We start from the raw sequence: 21,951 nt of genomic DNA on the forward strand, positions 1-21,951 counted from the left end.
CGTTACGCGGCGCCCTCGAACATCGACGTGACCGAGCCCTCGTCGAAGACCTCGTGGATGGCGCGCGCGAGCAGCGGTGCGATCGGCAGCACGGTCAGCGTGGGGAAACGCTTGTCCTCGGGGATCGGCAGCGTGTCGGTGACCACGACCTCCTGGATGCACTCGTTCTGCAGCAGCTCCAGGGCGGGCGGGCTGAACACCGCGTGCGTGGCGGCGACGACGACGCCGATGGCGCCGGCGGCCATGAGCGCCTCAGCGGCCTGCACGATGGTGCGGCCGGTGTCGATCAGGTCGTCGACGATCAGGCAGACGCGGCCTTCGACCTCACCGACGATCTCGTGCACGGTGATCTGGTTGGGCACCAGCGGGTCGCGACGCTTGTGGATGATGGCCAGGGGCGCCCCGAGCTTGTCACTCCAGATGTCGGCCACGCGCACCCGGCCCATGTCCGGCGAGACCACGGTGAGGGTGGACGGGTCCAGCTTGGCCTTGAAGTGCTCGAGAAGCACCGGCATGGCGAAGAGGTGGTCGACGGGGCCGTCGAAGAAGCCCTGGATCTGGGCGGCGTGCAGGTCGACGGACATGATCCGGTCGGCGCCGGCGACCTTGAACAGGTCGGCGACGAGACGGGCGGAGATCGGCTCGCGACCGCGGCCCTTCTTATCCTGGCGGGCGTACGGGTAGAACGGCGCCACGACGGTGATCCGCTTGGCCGATGCGCGCTTGAGCGCATCCACCATGATGAGCTGTTCCATCAGCCACTCGTTGATCGGGTTGGTGTGGGACTGGATGACGAAGGCATCCGCGCCGCGCACGCTCTCGTCGAAACGGGCGTAGATCTCGCCGTTGGCGAAAGTACGCGCGTCGGTGGGGATCAGCTCCGAACCAAGCTCCGCGGCGATGTCGATCGCGAGTTGAGGGTGGGCTCGCCCCGAGATGAGCACCAATTTCTTCTCGCCGCTGCTCTTGACTCCAGGCACCTAGTCTCCACTCTGTGACGCGGCTGTCGCCGCATCGGTTCCCGGCCGGTTGGTCTCTACCCAACCGACCATATTCCGTTGCGGAGCCACGTTGATCGCGAGTGCCCCGGCCGGAACGTCCTTGCGGACGACCGTTCCGGCGCCCGTGTAGGCTCCGTCGCCAATTCTAATCGGCGCGACGAACACGTTGTGCGATCCGGTGCGCACATGCGACCCGACCACAGACGGATTCTTGCTGACACCGTCGTAGTTGGCGAAGATCGTGCCGGCACCGATGTTGGAGTGCACCCCGACGGTGGCGTCGCCGACGTAGCTGAGGTGCGGCACCTTGCTGCCCTCGCCGATGACGGCGTTCTTGGTCTCGACGAAGGTGCCGATCTTGCCGTCCGCGCCCAGCCAGGTGCCGGGGCGGAGGTAGGCGAACGGGCCAACCGTGGCACCGGCGCCGATGACCGCGAGGGTGCCGTCGGTGCGCTTGACGGTGGCGCCCTCACCGATCTCGCAGTCCACCAGAGTCGTGTCCGGGCCGATGATCGCGCCGGTGGCCACCGTGGTGGAGCCGAGGATCTGGGTGCCTGGCAGCAGCGTCACATCGTTGGCGAGCGTGGCCTTGAGGTCGATCCAGGTGGTGGCGGGGTCCTGCACGGTCACGCCGGCCAGCTGCCAGCCGCGCACGATGACGGCGTTGAGCTTGGCGGCGGTGTCGCTGAGCTGGGCCCGGTCGTTGATGCCGGCGACGAGCCAGGCATCCGCGACGGGCACCGCACGCACCTCGGAGCCGGCGGCGCGCAGCAGCCCGACCACGTCGGTGAGGTACTTCTCGCCCTGCACGTTGTCGGTGGTGAGCCTGGCCAGCTGGTCGCGCAGTTCAGACAGGCCGAAGAGGTAGACGCCGGCGTTGATCTCGTCGACGGCGCGTTCGTCGTCGCTGGCGTCCTTGTGTTCTACGATGCGGTCGAAGGTGCCGTCGACCGAGCGGATGATGCGGCCGTAGCCGGTGACGTCGCCGGGGAAGGCAGACAGCACCGTGGCGGACACCTCGGCGCGTTCCCGGTGCGCGTCGATGAAGTTGGTCAGGGTGGCGGCGTTCAGCAGCGGTACGTCGCCGCTGATCACGAGCACATCACCGTCGAAGTCGGCCGGCAGCGCGGCCACGGCCTGCTCAACGGCGCGGCCGGTGCCGGGGATCTCGTCCTGGTCAACGAGCAGGCTCTCCGGCAGGTCGAGGGCGACAAGCTCGGCGAGGCGTTCGCGTTCGTGGCGCAGCACGGTCACGACGTGCGCCGCATCCAGCGCCCTGGCCGTGGCGAGCACGTGGCTGATGATGGGCAGTCCGGCGAGCGGATGCATGAGCTTGGGCAGACTGGACTTCATGCGGGTGCCCTGCCCGGCTGCGAGCACGATGACGGCGAGACGGGAATCGGTCACGGTTTTCCTCTCAAACATGAGCTCCGCCGCCAGGACTCGAACCTAGACCTAACAGCTCCAAAGGCTGTCGTGCTGCCATTACACCACGGCGGATTGCGCCGACTTTCGACCGGGCAACGGAGTCAAGTCTGCCAGATGTGCGGGACTCCGCACGTCACGGGACCGTTCGGTGGTGCCGAAGCCGGATAATGAGGGGATGCCCGCCAATGATGAAGTCGACCGGATCGTGGATGCCTGGCTCCGCGAAAGGCCCGACCTGGATTTCACTCCCCTACAGGTGTTTTCCCGGGTGGCCCGGCTGAGCAAGCACCTGGACCGTGCCCGGCGCACCGCGTTCTCCCGCTCGGAGTTGGACTCCTGGGAATTCGATGTGCTCTCGGCCCTGCGTCGCGCTGGCGCGCCGTACGAGCTCAGCCCCAAGCTGCTGCTGCAGCAGACGCTGGTCTCCAGCGGCACCATGACCAACCGCATCGACAGGCTCGTCGAACGCGGCCTGGTCACCCGACGCACCGACCCCAACGACGGGCGGGGCATCTTCGTGGGCATGACCGCCGGTGGCCTCACCCGGGTGGATGCGGCGATCACCCGCCTGGTCGACGCGGAGGCCGCCCTGTTGGAGAGCCTCACCGCCGCCGACCAGGAGCGTCTGGCCGCGCTACTGCGCCGCCTGAGCCTGGACTTCGACTAGCCGCTAACGGCGGAGGGCCTTGCGGGCCAGCCAGTTGCCGAGGAACTGGACGAGCTGCACGAAGACGATGATCAGCAGCACGGCCGCCCAGGTGACGACGGGATCGAACTGCCGGTAGCCGTAGAGCAGGGCGAAGGCGCCCAGCCCGCCGCCGCCGATGTAGCCGGCGACGGCCGACATGTCCACCAGCGCCACGAAGATGAAGGTGTAGCCCAGGATCAGCGGTCCGAGCGCCTCCGGCAGCAGCACGGTGAAGATGATGCGCACAGGGCCGGCGCCCACGCTGCGTGCGGCCTCGATGACGCCGGGTGTGACGGTGAGCAGGTTCTGCTCCACGATGCGGGCGATGGCGAACATGGCCGCGAGGGCGATCGTGAAGATGATGGCGTTGTTGCCGATGCCGGTGCCCACCGCGACCCTGGCCAGCGGTTGAGCCGCGGCCAGGAAGATGATGAACGGGATGGGCCGGACGGTGTTCACGAGCACGTTGATGGTCGAGAACACCGCCCGGTTGGCCAGGATGCTGCCCGCCCGGGTGAGGTAGAGGCCGAGGCCGAGGATCAGGCCGCCGAACCCGCCGAAGAGCAGGGTCAGGCCGACGATGTAGAGCGTCTCGCCAGCGGCGATCCACAGTTCGGGCAGGAGGGTGATGAGGTTGTCCATGATCAGCGCACCTCGGTGACGGTGGTGAGCGCACGCACTCGGTCGAGCGCGGCGTCGATGGTCTCGTTGTCGCCGGTGAGAGCGAGGGTGAGGTGGCCGAACGGGCGGCCCTGGATCTCGTTGATACCGCCGTAGACGACCTGGAAGGCCACCCCGTCGCGGGACAGTTCCCCGAACACCCGGGTCTGATCGACGGTGTCGTCGCGGAACGCGAGGGTGACGATGCGTCCCGTGTGCCTGGCGCGCAGCACGTCCAGCTCCGGCCGGGACGGCACCCCCTTCACTACTGTCGACACGAACCGGGCGGATGCCGACTGTTGCGGGTTGGAGAACACGTCGAACACGTCACCGCGTTCGATCACGCGGCCCTGGTCCATCACGGCGACCTTCGTGGCCAGCGTCTGGATGACATCCATCTCGTGGGTGATGACGATGATGGTGACCCCGAACTCGCGGTTGACCCGCTTGAGGAGTTCGAGCACCTCGTGGGTGGTCTCGGGGTCGAGGGCGCTGGTGGCCTCGTCGGCCAGCAACAGCGCCGGCGACGTTGCCAGGGCTCTGGCGATGCCCACCCGCTGCTTCTGCCCGCCGGAGAGCTGGTCGGGGTAGGCACCGGCCTTGTCGGCCAGGCCCACGAAGTCGAGCATCTCGGCGACCCGCTTGGCGCGGTCCGACTTGTCCCGGCCGGCCACCTCGAGCGGATACGCCACGTTGCGGGCGACGGTGCGGGAGTTCAGCAGGTTGAACTGCTGGAAGATCATGCCGATGCCCAGCCGTACCGGTCGCAGCTCCCGCTCGGGGAGCCGGGCCACGTCTCGGCCGTCGATGAGGATCTGGCCGGCGGTGGAGCGTTCGAGCACGTTCACCAGGCGCACCAGGGTGGACTTGCCCGCCCCGGAGTAGCCGATGATGCCGTAGACGTCGCCGGCATCGATGGAGAGGCTCACATCGTCGATCGCGGTCACATCCGCTCCACCCTTGACGGTGGCCGGATACACCTTGCTGACGTTTCTCAGTTCGACGAGTGGGGTGGGACTGGACATGCACGATCCTTCGGTTGGAACAGGGAACGGCCGGCCGGACCGCACGAGGCGGTCCGGCCGGCCGGGGTGTGACCTACTTCTGTGCTGCGGTGTCTTCCTCGACCGTGGCCAGCGCGGCCTGCAGGTCGGCCGCGGGCGTGGTGGCCAGCACGGCGGAGTCGCCGGAGACCTCCATCACGCCGTCGGTCACTGCGGTGGTGGTCTGGTAGATGTCGATCAGCGTGGCGTAGGTCTCGTTGTCGGCATCCTCGGCGCGCACGGCGAACACGTTGACGTAGGGCAGCGCCGTCTCGTCTGCGGCGTCGTCCTTGACCAGGGCGTCATCGAAGGACAGGCCGGCCTTCTCGACGAAGTCGTTGTTGATGATCGCCGCGGCCACGTCGGGCAGCGAGGTGGCGGTCAGCGACGGCTCGAGAGCGGTCACCTCCACCGTGGACTTCGCGGTGTCGACGTCATCGAGGGTGGAGAAGATCGAGCCACCGTCCTTGAGCGTGACCAGGTCGGCGCTCTGCAACACCAGCAGGGCACGGGCGAGGTTGCTGGCGTCGTTGGGCACGGCGACGGTGTCGCCCTTCTTCAGCTCGTCGACGTCGGTGACCTTGCTCGAGTACAGGCCGAGCGGGTAGATGGCCGTGGCGCCGATGGGCGTGAGGTCTTCGCCGGAGGCGACGTTGTAGTCGGCGAGGTAGACCAGGTGCTGGAACTGGTTCATGTCGATGTCGCCGTTGCTGAGCGCCGGGTTGGGCTGGTTGTACTCGGCGAAGTCGACGATCTCGACCTCGATGCCCTCCGCCGCGGCGGCTTCGGTGTACTCGGCCCAGTATGGGTCGCTGGCACCCACGACACCGATCTTCACGGTCTCGTCGGCTCCGTCGCCGGCCGCACCGGCGCAGCCGGCGAGCAGGGTCAGGCTGGCTCCGGCGGCCAGGGTGGCCAGGAGGCCCTTCTTCAGGCTGATGTTCTTCACGCTGTTCTCCACGTTTCGATTGCTGTGTCCGTCCGCCCGGTACGGGCGGAACGTGCCGCGCACGACTCCTGCGTTTCAGGGCACAGGTCAACCACGCGAGAAAAAGGTGGGGGTCTGTGCCGCAGCGTCGCGTGGCACCCTTCTACGGTAACCGCAGGGTGCGACGCGTGTGAGCCACCCCGACGCAATCCGTCACAGCATATTCGACGAACGCCGCCCAGTCACAGAATCTGCGAGCTGGGCGGCGTGTTGTGCAACGGGGCTACCGCTTGCGGTGAAACAGGTGACTCACTTCTCGAGCAGCACCGAAAGTTCCACCCAGCGGGTTTCGAAGCCCGCCACGGCGTCTTCGGCCGCGGAGACCTCGGCCTGGATCTTGCCGAGACCGGTGTAGTCGCTCTGGTCGTGCGCAGCCAGGGAGTTGTGCAGCTCCTTGATCTTGGCCTGCTGCTTGGCGACCTTGCGGTCGATGGAGGCGAGCTCCTTCTGGGCGTTGCGGAGCTCCGCGCCGCCGAGCGTCGGCTTCCCGGAGCCCTTGACGGCTGCGGACGTCGGCGAGGCCGCATCCGCCGTGAACGAACCGCCGGCGACCTGGCGCTTGCGCAGGTCGAGGTACTGGTCGACACCGCCGGGCAGGTGGTGGAAGCCGCCGTCGGAGACCGCGTACTGGTTGTCGGTGACACGCTCGATCAGGTACCGGTCGTGCGAGACGACGAGCAGCGTGCCGGGGAACGAGTCGAGCAGGTCCTCCATGGCCGCGAGCATGTCGGTGTCCAGGTCGTTGGTGGGCTCGTCGAGGATGAGCACGTTCGGCTCGTCCAGCACGATCAGCAGCAACTGCAGGCGACGCTTCTGCCCACCGGAGAGGTCCTTGACCTGGGTGGAGAGCTGCGCGCTCATGAAGCCCATACGCTCGAGCATCTGGCCGGGCGTGATCTCCTTGCCGCCGGCCATGTATGAGGTGCGCTGGCGGGCGATGACGTCGCTCACCCGGTCGTTGCGGATGTCGTCCAGTTCGAACAGCTGCTGGGTGAGCACGGCGACCTTGATGGTCTTGCCGCGCTTGACCTTGCCGGTGTCCGGAGTGAGGGTGCCGGCCACGAGGTTGAGCAGCGTCGACTTGCCTGCGCCGTTGACGCCGAGGATGCCGGTGCGCTCCCCCGGTGCGATCAGCCAGGTGATGCCGTTGAGCACGGTCTTCTCGCCGAAGGTGACGGAGACATCGACCAGGTCGACGACATCCTTGCCCAGACGCTGCATGGCCATCGACTGCATCGAGACGGTGTCGCGGGGCGGCGGCTCGTTCTCGATCAGCTCGTTGGCTGCGTCGATGCGGAACTTGGGCTTGGCGGTGCGGGCGGGGGCTCCGCGGCGCAGCCACGCCAGTTCCTTCTTCATCAGGTTCTGGCGCTTGCCCTCCATCACGGCGCTCATCCGGTCGCGCTCCACGCGCTGCAGGATGTAGGCGGCGTAGCCGCCCTCAAACGGTTCGATCAGGCGGTCGTGCACCTCCCAGGTCATGTTGCAGACCTCGTCGAGGAACCACCGGTCGTGGGTGACGACCACCAGGCCGCCGGAGTTCTGCGCCCAGCGGTTCTTGAGGTGGCCGGCGAGCCAGGCGATGCCTTCGACGTCGAGGTGGTTGGTGGGCTCATCGAGGAAGACCACGTCGTGGTCGCCGATGAGGACCTGGGCGAGGGCCACCCGGCGGCGCTGGCCACCGGAGAGATCGTCGACGAGGGTGTCCCAGGGGATGTCGCGCACGAGTCCGGCGATGACGTCGCGGACCTTCGAGTCGCCGGCCCAGACGTGCTCGTCGATGCCGCCGACGATGGTGTGACCCACGGTCTGGCCGTTGACGAGGTCGTCGGACTGGTCGAGGACGCCGATGGTGACACCGCGTCGGCGGGTCACCCGGCCGGAATCGGGCTCCATGCGGCCGGCGAGCAGGCGCAGGAGGGTGGACTTGCCGTCGCCGTTACGGCCGACGATGCCAATGCGGTCGCCCTCGTTCAGTCCGGCGGTGACGCTGTCGAAGATGACGCGGGTGGGAAATTCAAGGTGCAGGGACTCGGCCCCGAGCAAATGTGCCATAGGGTTCGAGCCTAGCCGTCGCAGCTGGGAGCCGGAACCGCACTCCCCTGCCCGGAAATCGAGCTGCGCGGGCACTGCGCCGCTCCGCGGGTGACACGCAACCCGCGAATCGGCGCCTGACCCGCGCACCGGCATCCGTGCCCGACGATGGTGGCGCCTGCCGCGCGCAGCGGCGCCCGCACTCGACCGTGATGGCGCCCGACCCGCGCAGCGGCGCCCGACCCGCGCAGCTTGGTCCCCGATGTGGTTCTCCCGAGCTGCGCGGGTACTGCGCCGCTCCGCGGGTGGCACCCAACCCGCGAATCGGCGCCTGACCCGCGCACCGGCATCCACGCCCGGGCGGACCGGGCCAGGCCAGACGCGCCCGGCGGAGACTGGGGAGCGCCCGGGCGCGAGGCTACGGGTGGATGATGCGGGCCCCGTGCACGGGGCCGGTGGCGTGCACGACGTGCAGGCGGGCGGCGCTCAGAGCCACCTGCAGCTCCAGTCCCGCGTCGGTGTCCGGCACGAGGAACGCCACCGTGGGCCCTGAGCCGGACAGGATGCCCGCCAGGGCGCCGTTCGCCTCGCCGAGTTCGAGCACCCTGGCCAGGCCGGGAGCGAGTTGCAGCGCGGGGGCCTGCAGGTCGTTGTGCATGGTGTCGGCCAGCATCGCCGGGTCGCCGGCGCGCAGGGCCTGCAGCACGTTGGCGTCCACGGTCGGCTGCACCTGCGCGGGAAAGATGTCCTGGGCGTGCCGGGTGCGGTGGCGGTCGAGCTCGCTGTACACCGAGGGCGTCGACATACCGAATTCGGCCAGGGCGAGCACCCAGTGGAAGGTGCCCTTGGCCAGCGCCGGGCTGAGCTGGTCGCCGCGGCCGGTGCCGATGGCGGTGCCGCCGGTGACCGCGAACGGCACGTCGGCGCCGAGGGTCGCCCCGATCCGCAGCAGCTCCTCTTTGCTCACGTCGGTGCCCCAGAGCGCGTCACAGGCCAGCAGCGTGGCCGCGGCATCCGCCGACCCGCCGCCCATGCCGCCGGCGATGGGCACGTTCTTCTCGATCTCGAGGTGCACACCCCCGGTGTACCCGGTGGCAGCGGCGAGGGCGCGGGCCGCCTTGATGGCGAGGTTGCTCTCGCCGACGGCCAGCCCGGAGGTGTCGATGGAGCCGGTGAATCCGACGCTGAAGCCCTCGGCGGCTGAGGCGCGCACGTCTTCGTAGAGCGACACCGCCTGGAAGGCGGTGGCGAGGTCGTGGTAACCGTCATCCATCACGGCGCCCACCTTGAGGAAGACGTTGATCTTGCCTGGTGCCCTCGTATGCACAACAGCTGAGGTCGCCGTGTCGGTCATACGTCTAACCTAGGCCAGCCAGGCGCGGGCGATGGCCAGGAAGTGGTCGACCGTGAGCTGTTCGCCGCGTTCGGTGGGGTCGATGCCGGCTCTGACGAGCACCGCGGTGGCCTGCGCCGAGTCGCCGAGCACACCAGACAGCGACTGGCGCAGCATCTTGCGGCGCTGCTGGAACGCGCCGTCCACGAGTGCGAAGGTGGCCAGACGGAGTTCTTCCGACTCGAGCTCTTCGGCCCTTCGTTCGAACGCGATGAGGATGGAGTCGACGTTCGGGACCGGCCAGAACACCTGGCGGCTCACCTTGCCCGCGGTGCGGAACGTGCCGTACCAGGCGGCCTTGACGCTGGGACTGCCGTAGATCTTCGACCCCGGCGCCGCGGCGAGGCGTTCGCCGACCTCGGCCTGCACCATGACGACACCGGTGCGGATCGAGGCGAAGTGCTCGAGCAGGTGCAGCAGCACGGGCACCGAGACGTTGTACGGCAGGTTCGCCACCAGACGGGTGGGCTCGCCGGGCAGTTCGGCGATCTTCAGCGCGTCGGCACGGATGACCGTGAGCAACGCGCCCGGCTGCATCAGCTGCACGGTCAGCGGCAGCTGCTCGGCGAGGCGGTCATCGATCTCCACGGCCACGACCGCTGCGCCCACCTCGAGGATCCCCAGGGTGAGCGAGCCCAGTCCTGGGCCCACCTCCACGACGGTCTCCCCGGGCTTCACGGCGGCGACCTTCACGATCCGGCGCACGGTGTTGCCGTCGAGAAGGAAGTTCTGGCCGAGCTTCTTGGTCGGGTTCACCCCGAGCATCTCGGCGAGGTCGCGGATCTCGGCGGGGCCGAGCAGGGTCGGTGCGGCGGGTTGCTGGGCAGGTGTGTGGGCAGAGTCGGTCATGCGAGGCCTCCGGCCGGGCTGATGCGGGGGTCGGTGTGGGCGTCGGGTACCAGCACGGGGTGGGCGTCCCATCGGCCGTAGACGAGTTCGGTGTTCGAGGTGATCTGGGCGGCGAGCAGCGAGACATCCGTCTGCAGGTGATCGGCCATGGCCCGCAGGGTGTGCGGCAGCAGGTAGGGCGCGTTGGGCCGGCCGCGGTGCGGCGTCGGGGTGAGGTACGGCGCGTCGGTCTCCACCAGCAGCAGGGCACGCGGGGCCACGTCGAGGGCTTCGCGCAGGGTGGCGGCGTTCTTGAACGAGACCGGGCCGGCGAACGACATGTACCAGCCCTGGTCGGCGCACAGCCTGGCCAGTTCGGCGCCGCCGGAGAAGCAGTGGAAGACGGTGCGCTCTGGCGCGCCGACCCGCAGCAGGGTTTCGACGACCTCGTCGTGGGCGTCACGGTCGTGGATCTGCAGAGCGAGGCCGTGCCGCTTGGCGATCTCGATGTGTGCCTCGAAGGAGCGGAACTGCGCGGCCCGGCCGTCGAGGGCGGTGCGATAGAAGTCCAGTCCGGTCTCACCGATCGCGACCACCCGGTCATGCCCGGCGAGCTCGTCGATCACCGCGAGGGCGTCGTCGAGGGTGCCGGCGGTTTCGAGGTCTGGCGTGTCGTTGGGGTGGATGGCGACGGCGGCGAGCATCCGCGGTTCCCGTGCGGCCATCTCGGCCGACCAGCGGGAGGTGGCCACGTCGGTGCCCACCTGGATGACACCGCGCACGCCCACGCTGCTGGCGAGGTCGAGCTGCTCGGTGACCGAGAGCGGGGTGATACCGTCGCCTCGTCCTGAGCCTGTCGAGGGGTCCAAGTGGGTGTGGTTGTCGTAGACGCCAACAACCAGCGGCACCGGGGTGGGCGGGTAGACCAGGTCACGGCCCGCCGTCGCCTCTCGGGCGCGGATGTGTGCTGCGGCGGCGTCGTTAGCCAACCGTGGCCTCGATGCGCGGGAACAGGGCGGCCAGCGGCGACACGTGGGTGCCTCCGGTCCACTCCCAGGCGCGGTCGATGCGGGCCTCTTCGACCAGGCCGGTTCCGCCCAGGGCGGCCCAGAGCGTCGCGGTGGCCTGCGGGGTCACGGGCGAGAGCAGCACGGCGAGGGTGCCGAGGCCCCGCACCACGGTGTGCAGCACGGTCTCCAGGCGTTCCCGGTCGTCGGGGTTCTTGGCCAGCGCCCAGGGCTCCTGCACGGTGATGTAGCCGTTGAGGTCGTCGACGAGTTCCCACACGGATGCGAGGGCCTCGTGCAGCGCGAACCTGTCGATGGCCTCGCCGGCGGCTTCGGTGACCCGGATCGCGGTTTCGCGGATGGCCGTATCCGCATCGGTGGGGGTGCCGCCGGCGGGGATCTCGCCGTCGCAATAGCGCACGACCATGGCGATGACGCGGGAGGCCAGGTTGCCGAAGCCGTTGGCGAGCTCGGACTGGTAGCGGGCGGACAGGTCCTCCCAGGAGAACGAGCCGTCCTGGCCGAAGCTGATGGCGCGCATGAAGTAGTAGCGGAAGGTGTCGGAGCCGAAGACGTCGGTGATCTGGTTGGGAGCGATGCCGGTGAGCTTGGACTTGCTCATCTTCTCGCCGCCGACGAGCAGCCAACCGTGGCCGAAGACCCTGGCGGGAACGGGGAGTCCTGCGGCCAGGAGCATGGCCGGCCAGATCACCGCGTGGAAGCGCAGGATGTCCTTGCCGACGATGTGCGTGGCCGGCCAGAGCCGGCTGAACTTCTCATCGTCCTGGCCGTAGCCGGCGGCGGTGATGTAGTTGAGCAGAGCGTCGAACCAGACGTAGACGACGTGGCTGTCGTCCCACGGCACCTTGATGCCCCAGTCGAAGCTCGACCGGGAGATCGACAGGTCGCTCAGGCCCTGCTTGACGAACGAGATGACCTCGTTGCGGGCGGACTCGGGCTGGATGAAGGTGGGGTCGGCCTCGTAGAGGGCGAGCAGCTGGTCGGTGAAGGTGCTCATGCGGAAGAAGTAGTTCTTCTCGTGCAGCAGCTCGACCGGGATGGAGTGGATGGCGCAGACCTGCTGGCCGATGAATTCACCGGTGCCCTCGACGAGGTCACCCGGCTGCTTGTACTCCTCACAACCCACGCAGTAGAAGCCCTCGTACTCGCCGGTGTAGATGTGGCCGGCGTCGAAGAGGTGCTGCAGGAACTTCTGTGCGTTCTCTTCGTGGCGCACGTCGGTGGTGCGGATGAAGTCGTCGTTGCGGATGTCAACGGTCTCCAGCAGCGGCTTCCACGCGGTCTCGACCAGACGGTCGGCCCATTCCTTGGGCGTGACGCCGTTGGCGGTGGCGGTGCGCAGGATCTTCTGACCGTGCTCGTCCGTGCCGGTGAGCAGCCAGGCGTCCTCTCCGCGCTGGCGGTGCCAGCGGGCAAGCACGTCCGCGGCCACCTCCGTGTAGGCGTGCCCGATGTGCGGGACATCATTCACGTAAAAAATGGGCGTGGTGATGTAAAAAGAAGAACCGTCGGACATGCTTTCATCTTATGGGGACCTGCCTGACCCGCCGACCCTGTTACGCCCCGCGCCCGGGGCCGGTCAGGGCCGGGGCCGGTCAGGGCAGGGGCAGCTCGGGCTGGGGAACGGCCTTCTGCCGTGTCCCGCCGGTTCCGGCGGCCTTGCCGGTGAGCGCAGCTTCGTACAGATCGCGCTTGCCCAGTCCTGAGGCGGCGGACACGTCGGCCGCGGCGTCCTTGAGCCGGGCTCCGGCCGCGACCAGGGCCAGGACCTCCTCGACACCGGTGGCCAGGTCGAGCACCCGAGCGGTGGCCCCGGCGACGACGATGCAGATCTCGCCGCGTACCCCGCCGGCTGCCCACTCGGCCAGTTCGGCGGCGGTGCCCCGCTTGACCTCTTCGTAGAACTTGGTCAGTTCGCGGCAGACCACGACCCGACGGTCCGCACCGAGCACGGCGGCGAGGTCGGTGAGCGAGGCGGCGATCCGGTTGGGCGATTCGAAGAAGACCATGGTGCGGGGTTCGGTGGCCACCTGCCGGAGGGCCTGCATGCGTTCGCCGTGCTTGCGGGGCAGGAAGCCCTCGAAGGTGAACCTGTCGGTGGGCAGCCCAGAGACGGCCAGCGCGGTGAGCACGGCCGACGGCCCCGGGATGGCGGTGACGGTCACGCCGGCGGAGATCGCGGCATCCACCAGGTGGAAGCCGGGGTCGGAGACCGTGGGCATGCCGGCGTCGCTGAGCACGAGCAGGTCGGTGTCGCGGGCGAGTTCGACGAGTTCGGCGGCCTTGCCGCGCTCGTTGTGGTCGTGCAGGGCGATCAGCCGTGGCCGGTTCTCCACCCCCAGGGCCTTGAGCAGGTGCACCGTCACCCGGGTATCTTCTGCGGCGATGACGGTGCTGGTGCGCAGTGCCTCGATCAGGCGCGCGGAGGCATCCCCGAGGTTGCCGATGGGGGTGGCGGCCAGAATGATCATGGTCCCAGTCTCGCAGCAGTCTCCCCCGGCAGCGCTCACTACGATGGTGACGTGCTCACCACCCTCCGCGACACCGACCGCGACACGACCCCGTGGTCCGCCAGGTGGTCTGCCCTCGCCGCTCACCGGTGGGTCCGGTTCGCCGGTCCGGCCCTGGTGCTGCTGTTGGCCGCGATTCTGCGGTTCGTCAACCTCGGACACCCGGCGTCGCTGGTCTTCGACGAGACCTTCTATGTGAAGGACGCCTGGAGCCTGTTCAACAACGGGTACGAGTCCACCTGGCCGGATGGTGCCGACGCCCTGTTCGCCGCCGGGCAGAGCAACATCTTCACCACCTCCGCGTCCTTCGTGGTGCACCCTCCGCTGGGCAAGTGGCTGATCGCTCTCGGCATGGCCGTGTTCGGCGCCGACAGCCCGTTCGGCTGGCGGGTGATGACGGCGCTGGTCGGCGTGCTCGCCGTGCTGCTGCTGATGCTCATCGCGCAGAAGCTGTTCGGCTCGATGCTGCTCACCACGATCGCCGGTTTCCTGTTCGCCATCGACGGCAACGCCATCGTGATGAGCCGGGTGGCGCTTCTCGACAACTACGTCATGTTCTTCACCCTGCTCGGTTTCGGCGCCGTGCTGATGGACAGGGACCACCACCGGAAACGGCTGGGCGCCTGGCTGGCGGAGAGCAGGGATAATGAGGTCGACTCCACCTGGGGTCCTGCCCTGTGGTGGCGGCCCTGGGTAATCGCCGCCGGCCTGGCCTTCGGGTTGGCCTGCTCGGTGAAGTGGTCAGGTGCCTACTTCCTCGCCGCGTTCGGCATCTACCTCGTCGTCGTCGACGCGCTCGCCCGCCGCCGGGCCGGACTGCCGTTCTGGATCAGCGGCGCGATCCTCAAACAGGGGCCGGTGACCTTCCTGCTGCTGGTGCCGGTGGCCGTGCTGACGTTCCTCGTGTCGTGGACGGGCTGGTTCGTCACCCGGGGCGGGTACAGTCGTGACTTCGCCGATCAGGCCGGCCAGGCCTGGACGGGCGCGCTGGCCTGGGTGCCGCACGCCCTGCAGAGTTTCTGGCACTACCAGAGCGCCGCATACGGCTATCACGTCGGGCTCGTCACGCCGCATCCGTACCAGGCGAACCCGCTCACCTGGCTGTTCCTGACCCGGCCGACCAGCATGTACTACCAGGGCAGCTCGCTCGGCGAGAACGGATGCGCGTACGCGACCTGCTCGGAGGCCATCACCGGCATCGCCAATCCGATCATCTGGTGGGCGGCGACCGCAGCCATCCCCTATCTGGTCTACCGTCTCGTGCGCTACCGCGAGTGGCGCGTCGGGCTGATCCTGGTGGGCATGGTCGCCGGTTACCTGCCCTGGCTGGCGTACCTGAACCGCACCGTCTTCCAGTTCTACACGATCGCCTTCCAGCCCTACCTGATCCTCGGACTCACCCTGGTGATCGGGCTGTTGCTGGGTATCGGCGGGCGCGCGCCTCGCGCCGAAACCGGCGAGGGCTCCACCGTCGGGCTCATCGTCGTCGTGGCGTTTCTGAGCATTGCCACCCTGGTGAGCGCCTTCTTCCTGCCGCTGTGGACCGGCACCCAGGTACCGTTCGCCTTCTGGCAGATGCACATCTGGCTGCCGAGCTGGCGCTGACCAGCACTTTCGCTAATATTGCAGGGCGTGCATACATTCCGATATATGCTGAAATTGGAATACATCCCCTGTTAAAGGGGTGTGAATTCCCGGCGAAATCGGGGCCGCGACCCGTAGGATATCCGTTATCTGCTTGACGAGTGTTTGCTCTACAACCGACTGAGAAGTCCAGATACAAACCAAAGGCCTCATGTCGGAAGCATCTGCCGCACCCACGGTGCGTATTGTCCGCACTCGCAAGGGTGGCGACTCCAAGAACCCCACCACCGAGTACTCCGCTCTGCTGCACACCGTGCGCAACCTCGGGTTGCTCGGCCGCCGCACCGGCTTCTACTGGGGTGTCTTCGCCGCCCTCGTGCTGATCACGGTCGGCCTCGGCGTCGGCTTCGTGCTGCTCGGTGACTCCTGGTACCAGCTGATCATCGCCGGCGTGCTCGGCATCATCCTCACCCAGTTCGCCTTCCTCGCCCACGAGGCCTCGCACCGTCAGGTCTTCGAGTCCGGGCCCGCCAACGACCGGGCCGGCCGCATCCTCGCCAACCTCTTCGTGGGCATCAGCTACGCCTGGTGGATGACCAAGCACAGCCGGCACCACGCCAACCCGAACGTCGTGGGCAAGGACCCCGACATCGAGCCCGACGTGATCCGCTTCAATGAGAAGGACGCCGCCGAGGTCAACTGGCTCACCTCCTTCATCACCCGCAAGCAGGGCTACCTCTTCTTCCCGCTGCTCACCCTCGAGGGCATCAACCTGCACATCCACGGCTTCAAGACCGTGTTCGGCAAGGGCAAGGTCGACAAGCGCTGGCTCGAGATCACCATGCTCACCAGCCGCATCGTGCTCTACTTCGCCGTGATCTTCTACTTCCTGCCGCTGGGCATGGCGTTCGCCTTCATCGGCGTGCAGATGGCCGTCTTCGGTGTCTACATGGGCGCCTCGTTCGCGCCCAACCACAAGGGCATGCCGCAGCTGCCGCACGAGAGCAAGGTCGACTTCCTCCGTCGCCAGGTGCTCACGTCGCGCAACATCCGCGGCGGCACCCTGATGGACACCTTCATGGGCGGCCTCAACTACCAGGTCGAACACCACCTGTTCCCGAACATGGCCCGCCCGCACCTGAAGAAGGCGCAGGAGATCACCAAGGAATACTGCCAGTCGAACAAGATCCTCTACACCGAGACCGGCCTGTTCGAGTCCTACGGCATCGTCGTCGCCTACCTCAACAAGGTGGGCCTGGCCGCACGTGACCCGTTCGACTGCCCGATGGTGCAGCGCTTCCACCACCGCTGACGACAGTCCGCGAACCAAGAGTTCAGCCCCTTCCCGTCTCACGGGAGGGGGCTTTCCTCGTGGTGCTCGGCCCGATGGGTAGGGTTTACCCCGTGTGGATTCTGGGAGTTGCGGTGGCGGGGCTGGCCGCGCTGGTGGCGTGGGGGGTGAGCACCGCCGTACCCGCCGTGCCGTTGTTGACCGTGGCCGTGCTGCTGGGCATCATCGTGGGTCAGCTGCACGTGCTGCGGCCCGCACTGGCCGGCCCGTTGCAGCCCGGCCTCAGCGTCGCCGCCCACCGACTGATGCGTCTGGGGGTGGTGCTGCTCGGTCTCAAGCTCAGCCTGGTCGACATCATCGGGCTGGGCTGGGTGACCATCACCAGCACGGTGCTGATCGTACTGCTCACCTTCTTCGGCACCCTGTGGCTCGGCCGCCTCGTGGGCCTGCCCGGGCATGAGCCGCTGCTGATCGCCACCGGCTTCGCCATCTGCGGCGCCTCCGCCATCGGCGCCATGAGCGCGACGATCAACGCGAAAGACCGGGAAACCGCCACGCCGGTGGCGCTGGTGACCCTCTGCGGCACCCTCGCCATCGGTGTGCTGCCGCTGCTCTGGCATCCGTTGGGCCTGACGGACCTGCAGTTCGGCCATTGGGTGGGTGCAGGGGTGCACGATGTGGGCCAGGTCGTCGCAACGGCGCAGATCGCCGGATCGGCGGCACTCGCCGTGGCCGTGGTGGTCAAGCTCACCCGGGTGTTGATGCTCGCACCCATCGTGGCCGGCGTAGCGGTGTACGAGCGCCGGCGCGAGCTCGCCATGGTCGGCGCATCCGCCTCGGCCGGTGTTGCCGGTGCCGAGAGCGGCTCCGCCGCCGCTCCCCCGGCGACCGTGCAGCACCGCCCGCCGGTGATCCCCCTGTTCGTGGCCGGATTCCTGGCGATGGTGCTGGTGCGCACGTTCATTCCGCTGCCGGCAACGGTGCTCGATGCGGCCGACCTGGTGCAGACGGTGCTGCTGGCCATGGCCCTGTTCGGCCTGGGCACCGCGGTGCGGCTGGGCGAGCTCGTGCGCACCGGCGGGCGGGCGCTGGGCGTCGGCCTCACCTCCTGGCTGCTCATCGCCGTTCTGGCGCTGGCCGCCGTGTTCATCAGCTGACAGGCTGACGCAACGAGGTCGCTCGAGGAGGGCCGTATGTATATTCAGCCATGACAATCAGTGGGGGGATCACTCAAGATGCAGAGAAAAATGAGTTTGGGCATTGCCGCATGGATTGCAGTCGTCAGTCTCATTGTTCTTTTCTTGGTTGTCACGCTCTTCACCGCTGCGATAAACGCCACAATCCTCGTCGATCAAGTTCCGGGAGGCGATGCCGGGTTGGCGACCACGCCGGCACTCGACACGGCCTACCGGACCATCAGCTGGTCGTTCCCGGCTCTTATCGGTGTCGTCACCATCGGGGTTGTCGTACCACTCATCGTCAATTTCAGACGTCGCAAGTAGATACACCCGAGTCATGTGGCGCTCTGTTACGCCGCCCGCTCTGGGGTCGTCGGCGGGCCGGTAGCGTACTGGCATGGCAGATCGCGAGTACGGCTTCACCACCAGGGCAATCCACGCCGGGAACATCCCCGACGCCGTCACCGGGGCGCGTGCGCTGCCCATCTACCAGACCAGCGCCTTCGTGTTCGACGACACTGCGGATGCCGCGGCGCGCTTCGCCCTGCAGAAGTACGGCAACGTCTACTCCCGGCTGTCCAATCCCACCGTGGCCGCGTTCGAAGAGCGCATCGCCAGCCTGGAGGGCGGCCTGGGCGCCGTCGCCACCGCCTCCGGCCTGGCCGCGCAGTACATCACCTTCGCCAGCCTCGCCGGCGCCGGTGACCACATCGTCTCCAGCGCCAACCTCTATGGCGGCTCGATCACCCAACTCGACGTGACCCTGCGCCGGTTCGGTGTGGAGACCACCTTCGTGCAGTCCGCCGACCCGGCCGACTATGCCGCGGCGATCACCGACAAGACCAAGCTGATCTTCGCCGAGACGGTCGCCAACCCGTCCGGCGAGGTCGCCGACATCGAGGGCCTGGCCGCCGTGGCGCACGCCGCCGGCATTCCGCTGGTGATCGACTCCACCATCGCCACCCCCTACCTCTGCCGGCCGATCGAGTGGGGCGCGGACATCGTCATCCACTCCGCCACCAAGTTCCTCGGCGGCCACGGCACCACCCTGGGCGGCGTGGTCGTGGAGAGCGGCCGGTTCAACTGGCACAGCGACAAGTTCCCGCTCTTCGCCGAGCCGGTGCCCAGCTACGGCGGCCTGGAGTGGTCGGGCAACTTCGGCGAGTACGCCTTCCTCACCCGCCTCCGCGCCGAGCAGCTGCGCGACATCGGCCCTGTGCTCGCCCCGCACTCCGCGTTCCTGCTCGCCCAGGGCGTGGAAACACTGCCGTACCGGCTGCAGGCGCACGTGAACAACGCCCGCATAGTGGCCGAATGGCTCGACGCCGACCCGCGCGTCGACTTCGTCAACTGGGCCGGCCTGCCCAGCCACCCGCACTACGAACGCGGGCTCAAGTACCTGCCCAAGGGTCCGGGCTCGGTGTTCAGCTTCGGTGTGAAGGGCGGCCGCGACGCCGGCCGCACCTTCATCGAGTCCGTCGACCTGGCCAGCCACCTGGCCAACATCGGCGACGCCAAGACCCTGGTCATCCACCCGGCCTCCACCACGCACGCCCAGCTCAGTGAGCAGCAGCTCGTCGACGCCGGCGTGCTGGCCGGCCTGGTGCGCATCAGCGTGGGCATCGAGGATGTCGACGACATCATCTACGACCTCGACCAGGCGCTCAGCCAGGCCTCCGCAGGAGCTGCAGCATGACCGCCGCCACCGAAACCGTCCAGCTCACCAACGGCCTGAGCTGCAGTGTTCCCACCAACTCCCCGCTGGCCAAATTGTTGCGCACCCAGCGCACCTGGGAGGGTCCGGACGCCAAGGCGCGGCTGGGCATCCTGCGCCGGGCGAAGTCGATCGCGATCGTCGGCGCCTCCCCCAACCCGGCCCGCTCCAGCTACTTCGTGGGCACCTACCTGCAGCAGTCGAGCGACTACCGGGTCTACTTCGTCAACCCCCGCGCCGACACCATCCTCGGCGAGAAGGCCTACCCCGATCTGGCGTCGCTGCCGGAGGTACCCGACATCGTCGACGTCTTCCGCAAGGCGTCCGACATCCCGTCCGTGATCGACGACGCCATCGCGGTGGGGGCGAAAACCGTGTGGGTGCAGCTGGGTATCTGGAACCAGGAGGCCGCGGAGTACGGCGAGTCGAAGGGCCTCACCATCGTGATGGACCGCTGCATCAAGATCGAGCATGCCCGGTTCCACGGCGGGCTGCACCTGCTCGGCTTCGACACCGGGCAGATCACCGCCCGCAAGACCATCCGCTAGTCTTTCCCGCACGGCCGCCCGTTAGCCGCGCGCGTACGATGGGCAGGTGACAGCGTACGTTTCGGCTCTCGACCTCTTCTCCATCGGAATCGGTCCATCCAGTTCCCACACGGTCGGCCCGATGCGTGCCGCCCTCGCCTTCGCCGAGAGCCTGGCCAGCAGCGGCCGCCTCACCGAGGTGGTGCGCATCCGTTGCTCACTGTTCGGCTCGCTCGGCTCGACGGGCCTCGGCCACGGCACCCCCGACGCGATCCTGGCCGGCCTGGCGGGGCTTCGGCCGGAGGCGTGCGACCCCGACGACGTGCGCAATCGTTGGGCGGGCCATGTCGACGGCGACTCTCTGCTGCTGAACAGCACGCACGCGGTGTCGCTGCAACAGAGCGACGTGGTCTTCGAACCTCGTACCCGGCTGCCCGGGCACCCCAACGCGATGACGCTCACGGCATGGGGCACCGACGACACCGTCCCCGTGCTCGAGGAGACCTATTACTCGATTGGCGGTGGCTTCATCCGCCGCGACGGCGACCCGGTGCGCCCCGCCGCACGGGCCGCACAGCCGATGCCGTATGCGTCCAGCGCCGCCCTGTTGGCGCTCTGCGATGAGCACGGCATCGGCATCTGTGATGTCGCCCGCGCCAACGAGGAAGCCCTGCACGGCAGGGAGGGACTCGACGCCGGACTCGACGCGATCTGGGCCGCCATGCACGCCTGCGTTGAGGCGGGGCTGCACGTGGATGGCATCCTGCCGGGCGGCCTGCGGGTCAAGCGGCGAGCCTCCGCCATCCGTATGCAGCTGGAAGAATATGACGGTCTGCCGCAGCGGGAAAGAGATACCTCCACCGAGTGGTTGCACGCCTTCGCCCTCGCGGTGAACGAGGAGAACGCCTCCGGCGGTCGTGTCGTCACTGCGCCCACCAACGGGGCCGCCGGTATCATCCCCGCTGTCGCGCATTACTATCTCCGGTTCGTCCCGGGTGCGGATGCGGCCGGCATCCGTCGGTTCCTGCTCACCGCGGTGGCGATCGGGTCGCTGGTCAAGGCGAACGCGTCCATCTCGGGTGCGGAGGGGGGCTGCCAGGCCGAGGTCGGCTCGGCCTGCGCCATGGCCGCAGGGGCGCTCTGCGCTGTGCTCGGCGGCACCCCGCGTCAGGTGGAGAACGCCGCGGAGATCGCGATGGAGCATCACCTCGGTCTGACCTGCGACCCGGTCGGTGGCCTGGTGCAGGTGCCCTGCATCGAGCGCAACGCGATCGCCGCGTCGACGGCGGTGTCGGCGGCCCGCCTGGCCCTGCACGGCGACGGCACCCACCTGGTGTCACTGGACACCGTGATCGAGACCATGCGCCAGACCGGTCTGGACATGATGACCAAGTACAAGGAAACCAGTGAGGGCGGCCTGGCGGTCAACGTCATCGAGTGCTGATGGGCGTGACCCGGCACTCGAATGGGGCACACCCCGAGGCACCCGGTAGCGTATGCCCTGACCTAAGCTAGTTTCCCTGGGGGTACATCATCGACGAATCCACTCGTTCACCGCGCCGTGCTCTGCCACCGCGCCCGTTCACCGTCGCGACGCTCGTTCTCGCCGGGCTCGCCCTCACCGGATGCGCCGCCGCACCGGCGCCGGCCGTGACGGAGACCATCGTGATCACGCAAACGCCAACGCCCACACCCACACCCACACCCACAGCCACTCCGACGCCGACACCGACGCCCGAGCCGACCCAGGAACCGGTCGTGGAGGATCCGTCCCTCGACCCGAACCCCGAGCTGCCCGCCGAACCCCTCCCCGAGGGCCCCGCGGTCGACCTCGGCGCCATCCCCGGGGCGCAGGGCGCACCAGTGACCGACGGCACCGGCATGCCGATCAGCTACAAGGTGCTGCCGGGTGACTCGTTCTTCGACATCGCCCAGCGCTTCAACGTTCCCATGCAGCAGCTGCTCAAGATGAACCCCAAGGTCGCGGGCATCGGCGAGGACATCTACGAGCGCCAAGTACTCAACCTGGACTGGACCAAGACCGGCTGACCCGGTG

Annotated in this window: 20 protein-coding genes and 1 tRNA gene; 9 read left to right on the plus strand and 12 right to left on the minus strand. The window is 68.1% G+C overall.

The genetic code is table 11. The features are described 5' to 3' along the window. Positions 1-2: 2 nt before the first annotated feature. The 3 genes from K2F54_RS06715 to K2F54_RS06725 all read right to left on the minus strand — a co-directional run bounded on the left by K2F54_RS06715 (position 3) and on the right by K2F54_RS06725 (position 2,501). On the minus strand, positions 3-980 hold the full coding sequence (locus K2F54_RS06715) for a ribose-phosphate diphosphokinase (RefSeq protein WP_220605079.1): 978 nt from the start codon (positions 978-980) through the stop codon (positions 3-5). Beyond that, positions 981-2,426 (minus strand): bifunctional UDP-N-acetylglucosamine diphosphorylase/glucosamine-1-phosphate N-acetyltransferase GlmU, encoded by a 1,446-nt coding sequence (gene glmU / locus K2F54_RS06720; RefSeq protein WP_255576788.1) that lies wholly within the window; start codon positions 2,424-2,426, stop codon positions 981-983. A gap of 3 nt (positions 2,427-2,429) precedes the next feature. After that, positions 2,430-2,501, minus strand: a tRNA-Gln gene (locus K2F54_RS06725). A 103-nt stretch (positions 2,502-2,604) separates the two neighbouring features. Between K2F54_RS06725 and K2F54_RS06730 the strand changes: the two genes are divergently transcribed. Continuing rightward, a complete protein-coding gene (locus K2F54_RS06730) occupies positions 2,605-3,096 on the plus strand; it encodes a MarR family winged helix-turn-helix transcriptional regulator (protein ID WP_220605081.1) in 492 nt (163 codons plus the stop codon). A gap of 3 nt (positions 3,097-3,099) precedes the next feature. Here the strand turns inward: K2F54_RS06730 and K2F54_RS06735 are convergent, their stop codons facing one another. The 9 genes from K2F54_RS06735 to rsmI form a co-directional block, all read right to left on the minus strand. Further along, the gene (locus tag K2F54_RS06735; protein WP_220605082.1) at positions 3,100-3,759 is read right to left on the minus strand and encodes a methionine ABC transporter permease; all 660 of its coding nucleotides are present in this window, start codon (positions 3,757-3,759) and stop codon (positions 3,100-3,102) included. Between the two features lie 2 nt (positions 3,760-3,761). Then, positions 3,762-4,802 (minus strand): methionine ABC transporter ATP-binding protein, encoded by a 1,041-nt coding sequence (locus K2F54_RS06740; protein ID WP_220605083.1) that lies wholly within the window; start codon positions 4,800-4,802, stop codon positions 3,762-3,764. Between the two features lie 73 nt (positions 4,803-4,875). Continuing rightward, on the minus strand, positions 4,876-5,832 hold the full coding sequence (locus K2F54_RS06745; protein ID WP_374107272.1) for a MetQ/NlpA family ABC transporter substrate-binding protein: 957 nt from the start codon (positions 5,830-5,832) through the stop codon (positions 4,876-4,878). A gap of 225 nt (positions 5,833-6,057) precedes the next feature. Beyond that, positions 6,058-7,863 (minus strand): ABC-F family ATP-binding cassette domain-containing protein, encoded by a 1,806-nt coding sequence (locus K2F54_RS06750; RefSeq protein ID WP_220605084.1) that lies wholly within the window; start codon positions 7,861-7,863, stop codon positions 6,058-6,060. Between the two features lie 397 nt (positions 7,864-8,260). Beyond that, positions 8,261-9,196 (minus strand): 4-(cytidine 5'-diphospho)-2-C-methyl-D-erythritol kinase, encoded by a 936-nt coding sequence (locus tag K2F54_RS06755; RefSeq protein WP_220605085.1) that lies wholly within the window; start codon positions 9,194-9,196, stop codon positions 8,261-8,263. A gap of 9 nt (positions 9,197-9,205) precedes the next feature. After that, positions 9,206-10,084, minus strand: a complete 879-nt coding sequence (gene rsmA, locus K2F54_RS06760) for a 16S rRNA (adenine(1518)-N(6)/adenine(1519)-N(6))-dimethyltransferase RsmA (protein WP_220605086.1) — start codon at positions 10,082-10,084, stop codon at positions 9,206-9,208. Next, positions 10,081-11,052, minus strand: a complete 972-nt coding sequence (locus K2F54_RS06765) for a TatD family hydrolase (protein WP_220605087.1) — start codon at positions 11,050-11,052, stop codon at positions 10,081-10,083. The genes rsmA and K2F54_RS06765 overlap by 4 nt, the downstream gene beginning before the upstream one ends. Next, positions 11,045-12,607 carry a methionine--tRNA ligase gene (gene metG, locus K2F54_RS06770; RefSeq protein WP_220605088.1) on the minus strand — a complete coding sequence of 521 codons (1,563 nt, stop codon included), beginning with the start codon at positions 12,605-12,607 and terminating at the stop codon, positions 11,045-11,047. Before metG ends, K2F54_RS06765 begins: the two co-directional genes overlap by 8 nt. A gap of 79 nt (positions 12,608-12,686) precedes the next feature. After that, complete coding sequence (rsmI, locus tag K2F54_RS06775) at positions 12,687-13,562, minus strand: 16S rRNA (cytidine(1402)-2'-O)-methyltransferase (protein WP_220605089.1); 876 nt, start codon at positions 13,560-13,562, stop codon at positions 12,687-12,689. 51 nt (positions 13,563-13,613) lie between these two features. Between rsmI and K2F54_RS06780 the strand changes: the two genes are divergently transcribed. From K2F54_RS06780 to K2F54_RS19520, 8 genes are all read left to right on the plus strand, one after another. Further along, the gene (locus K2F54_RS06780) at positions 13,614-15,206 is read left to right on the plus strand and encodes a dolichyl-phosphate-mannose--protein mannosyltransferase (protein WP_308287550.1); all 1,593 of its coding nucleotides are present in this window, start codon (positions 13,614-13,616) and stop codon (positions 15,204-15,206) included. Between the two features lie 190 nt (positions 15,207-15,396). Beyond that, positions 15,397-16,497 carry a fatty acid desaturase family protein gene (locus K2F54_RS06785; RefSeq protein WP_220605091.1) on the plus strand — a complete coding sequence of 367 codons (1,101 nt, stop codon included), beginning with the start codon at positions 15,397-15,399 and terminating at the stop codon, positions 16,495-16,497. A gap of 74 nt (positions 16,498-16,571) precedes the next feature. Next, the gene (locus K2F54_RS06790) at positions 16,572-17,633 is read left to right on the plus strand and encodes a YeiH family protein (RefSeq protein WP_220605092.1); all 1,062 of its coding nucleotides are present in this window, start codon (positions 16,572-16,574) and stop codon (positions 17,631-17,633) included. A gap of 90 nt (positions 17,634-17,723) precedes the next feature. Beyond that, positions 17,724-17,978, plus strand: a complete 255-nt coding sequence (locus K2F54_RS06795) for a hypothetical protein (RefSeq protein WP_220605093.1) — start codon at positions 17,724-17,726, stop codon at positions 17,976-17,978. Positions 17,979-18,051: 73 nt separating this feature from the next. Next, positions 18,052-19,350 (plus strand): O-acetylhomoserine aminocarboxypropyltransferase/cysteine synthase family protein, encoded by a 1,299-nt coding sequence (locus tag K2F54_RS06800; protein ID WP_220605094.1) that lies wholly within the window; start codon positions 18,052-18,054, stop codon positions 19,348-19,350. Continuing rightward, a complete protein-coding gene (locus K2F54_RS06805) occupies positions 19,347-19,916 on the plus strand; it encodes a CoA-binding protein (RefSeq protein WP_220605095.1) in 570 nt (189 codons plus the stop codon). The genes K2F54_RS06800 and K2F54_RS06805 overlap by 4 nt, the downstream gene beginning before the upstream one ends. A gap of 46 nt (positions 19,917-19,962) precedes the next feature. Further along, the gene (locus K2F54_RS06810; RefSeq protein WP_220605096.1) at positions 19,963-21,339 is read left to right on the plus strand and encodes an L-serine ammonia-lyase; all 1,377 of its coding nucleotides are present in this window, start codon (positions 19,963-19,965) and stop codon (positions 21,337-21,339) included. Positions 21,340-21,560: 221 nt separating this feature from the next. Beyond that, positions 21,561-21,944: a LysM peptidoglycan-binding domain-containing protein gene (locus tag K2F54_RS19520; protein ID WP_220605097.1), complete on the plus strand. Its 384-nt coding sequence runs from the start codon at positions 21,561-21,563 to the stop codon at positions 21,942-21,944. Positions 21,945-21,951 lie beyond the last annotated feature (7 nt).

This window comes from Cryobacterium inferilacus (genome assembly GCF_019599185.1).
Taxonomy (GTDB): Bacteria; Actinomycetota; Actinomycetes; order Actinomycetales; family Microbacteriaceae; genus Cryobacterium; species Cryobacterium inferilacus.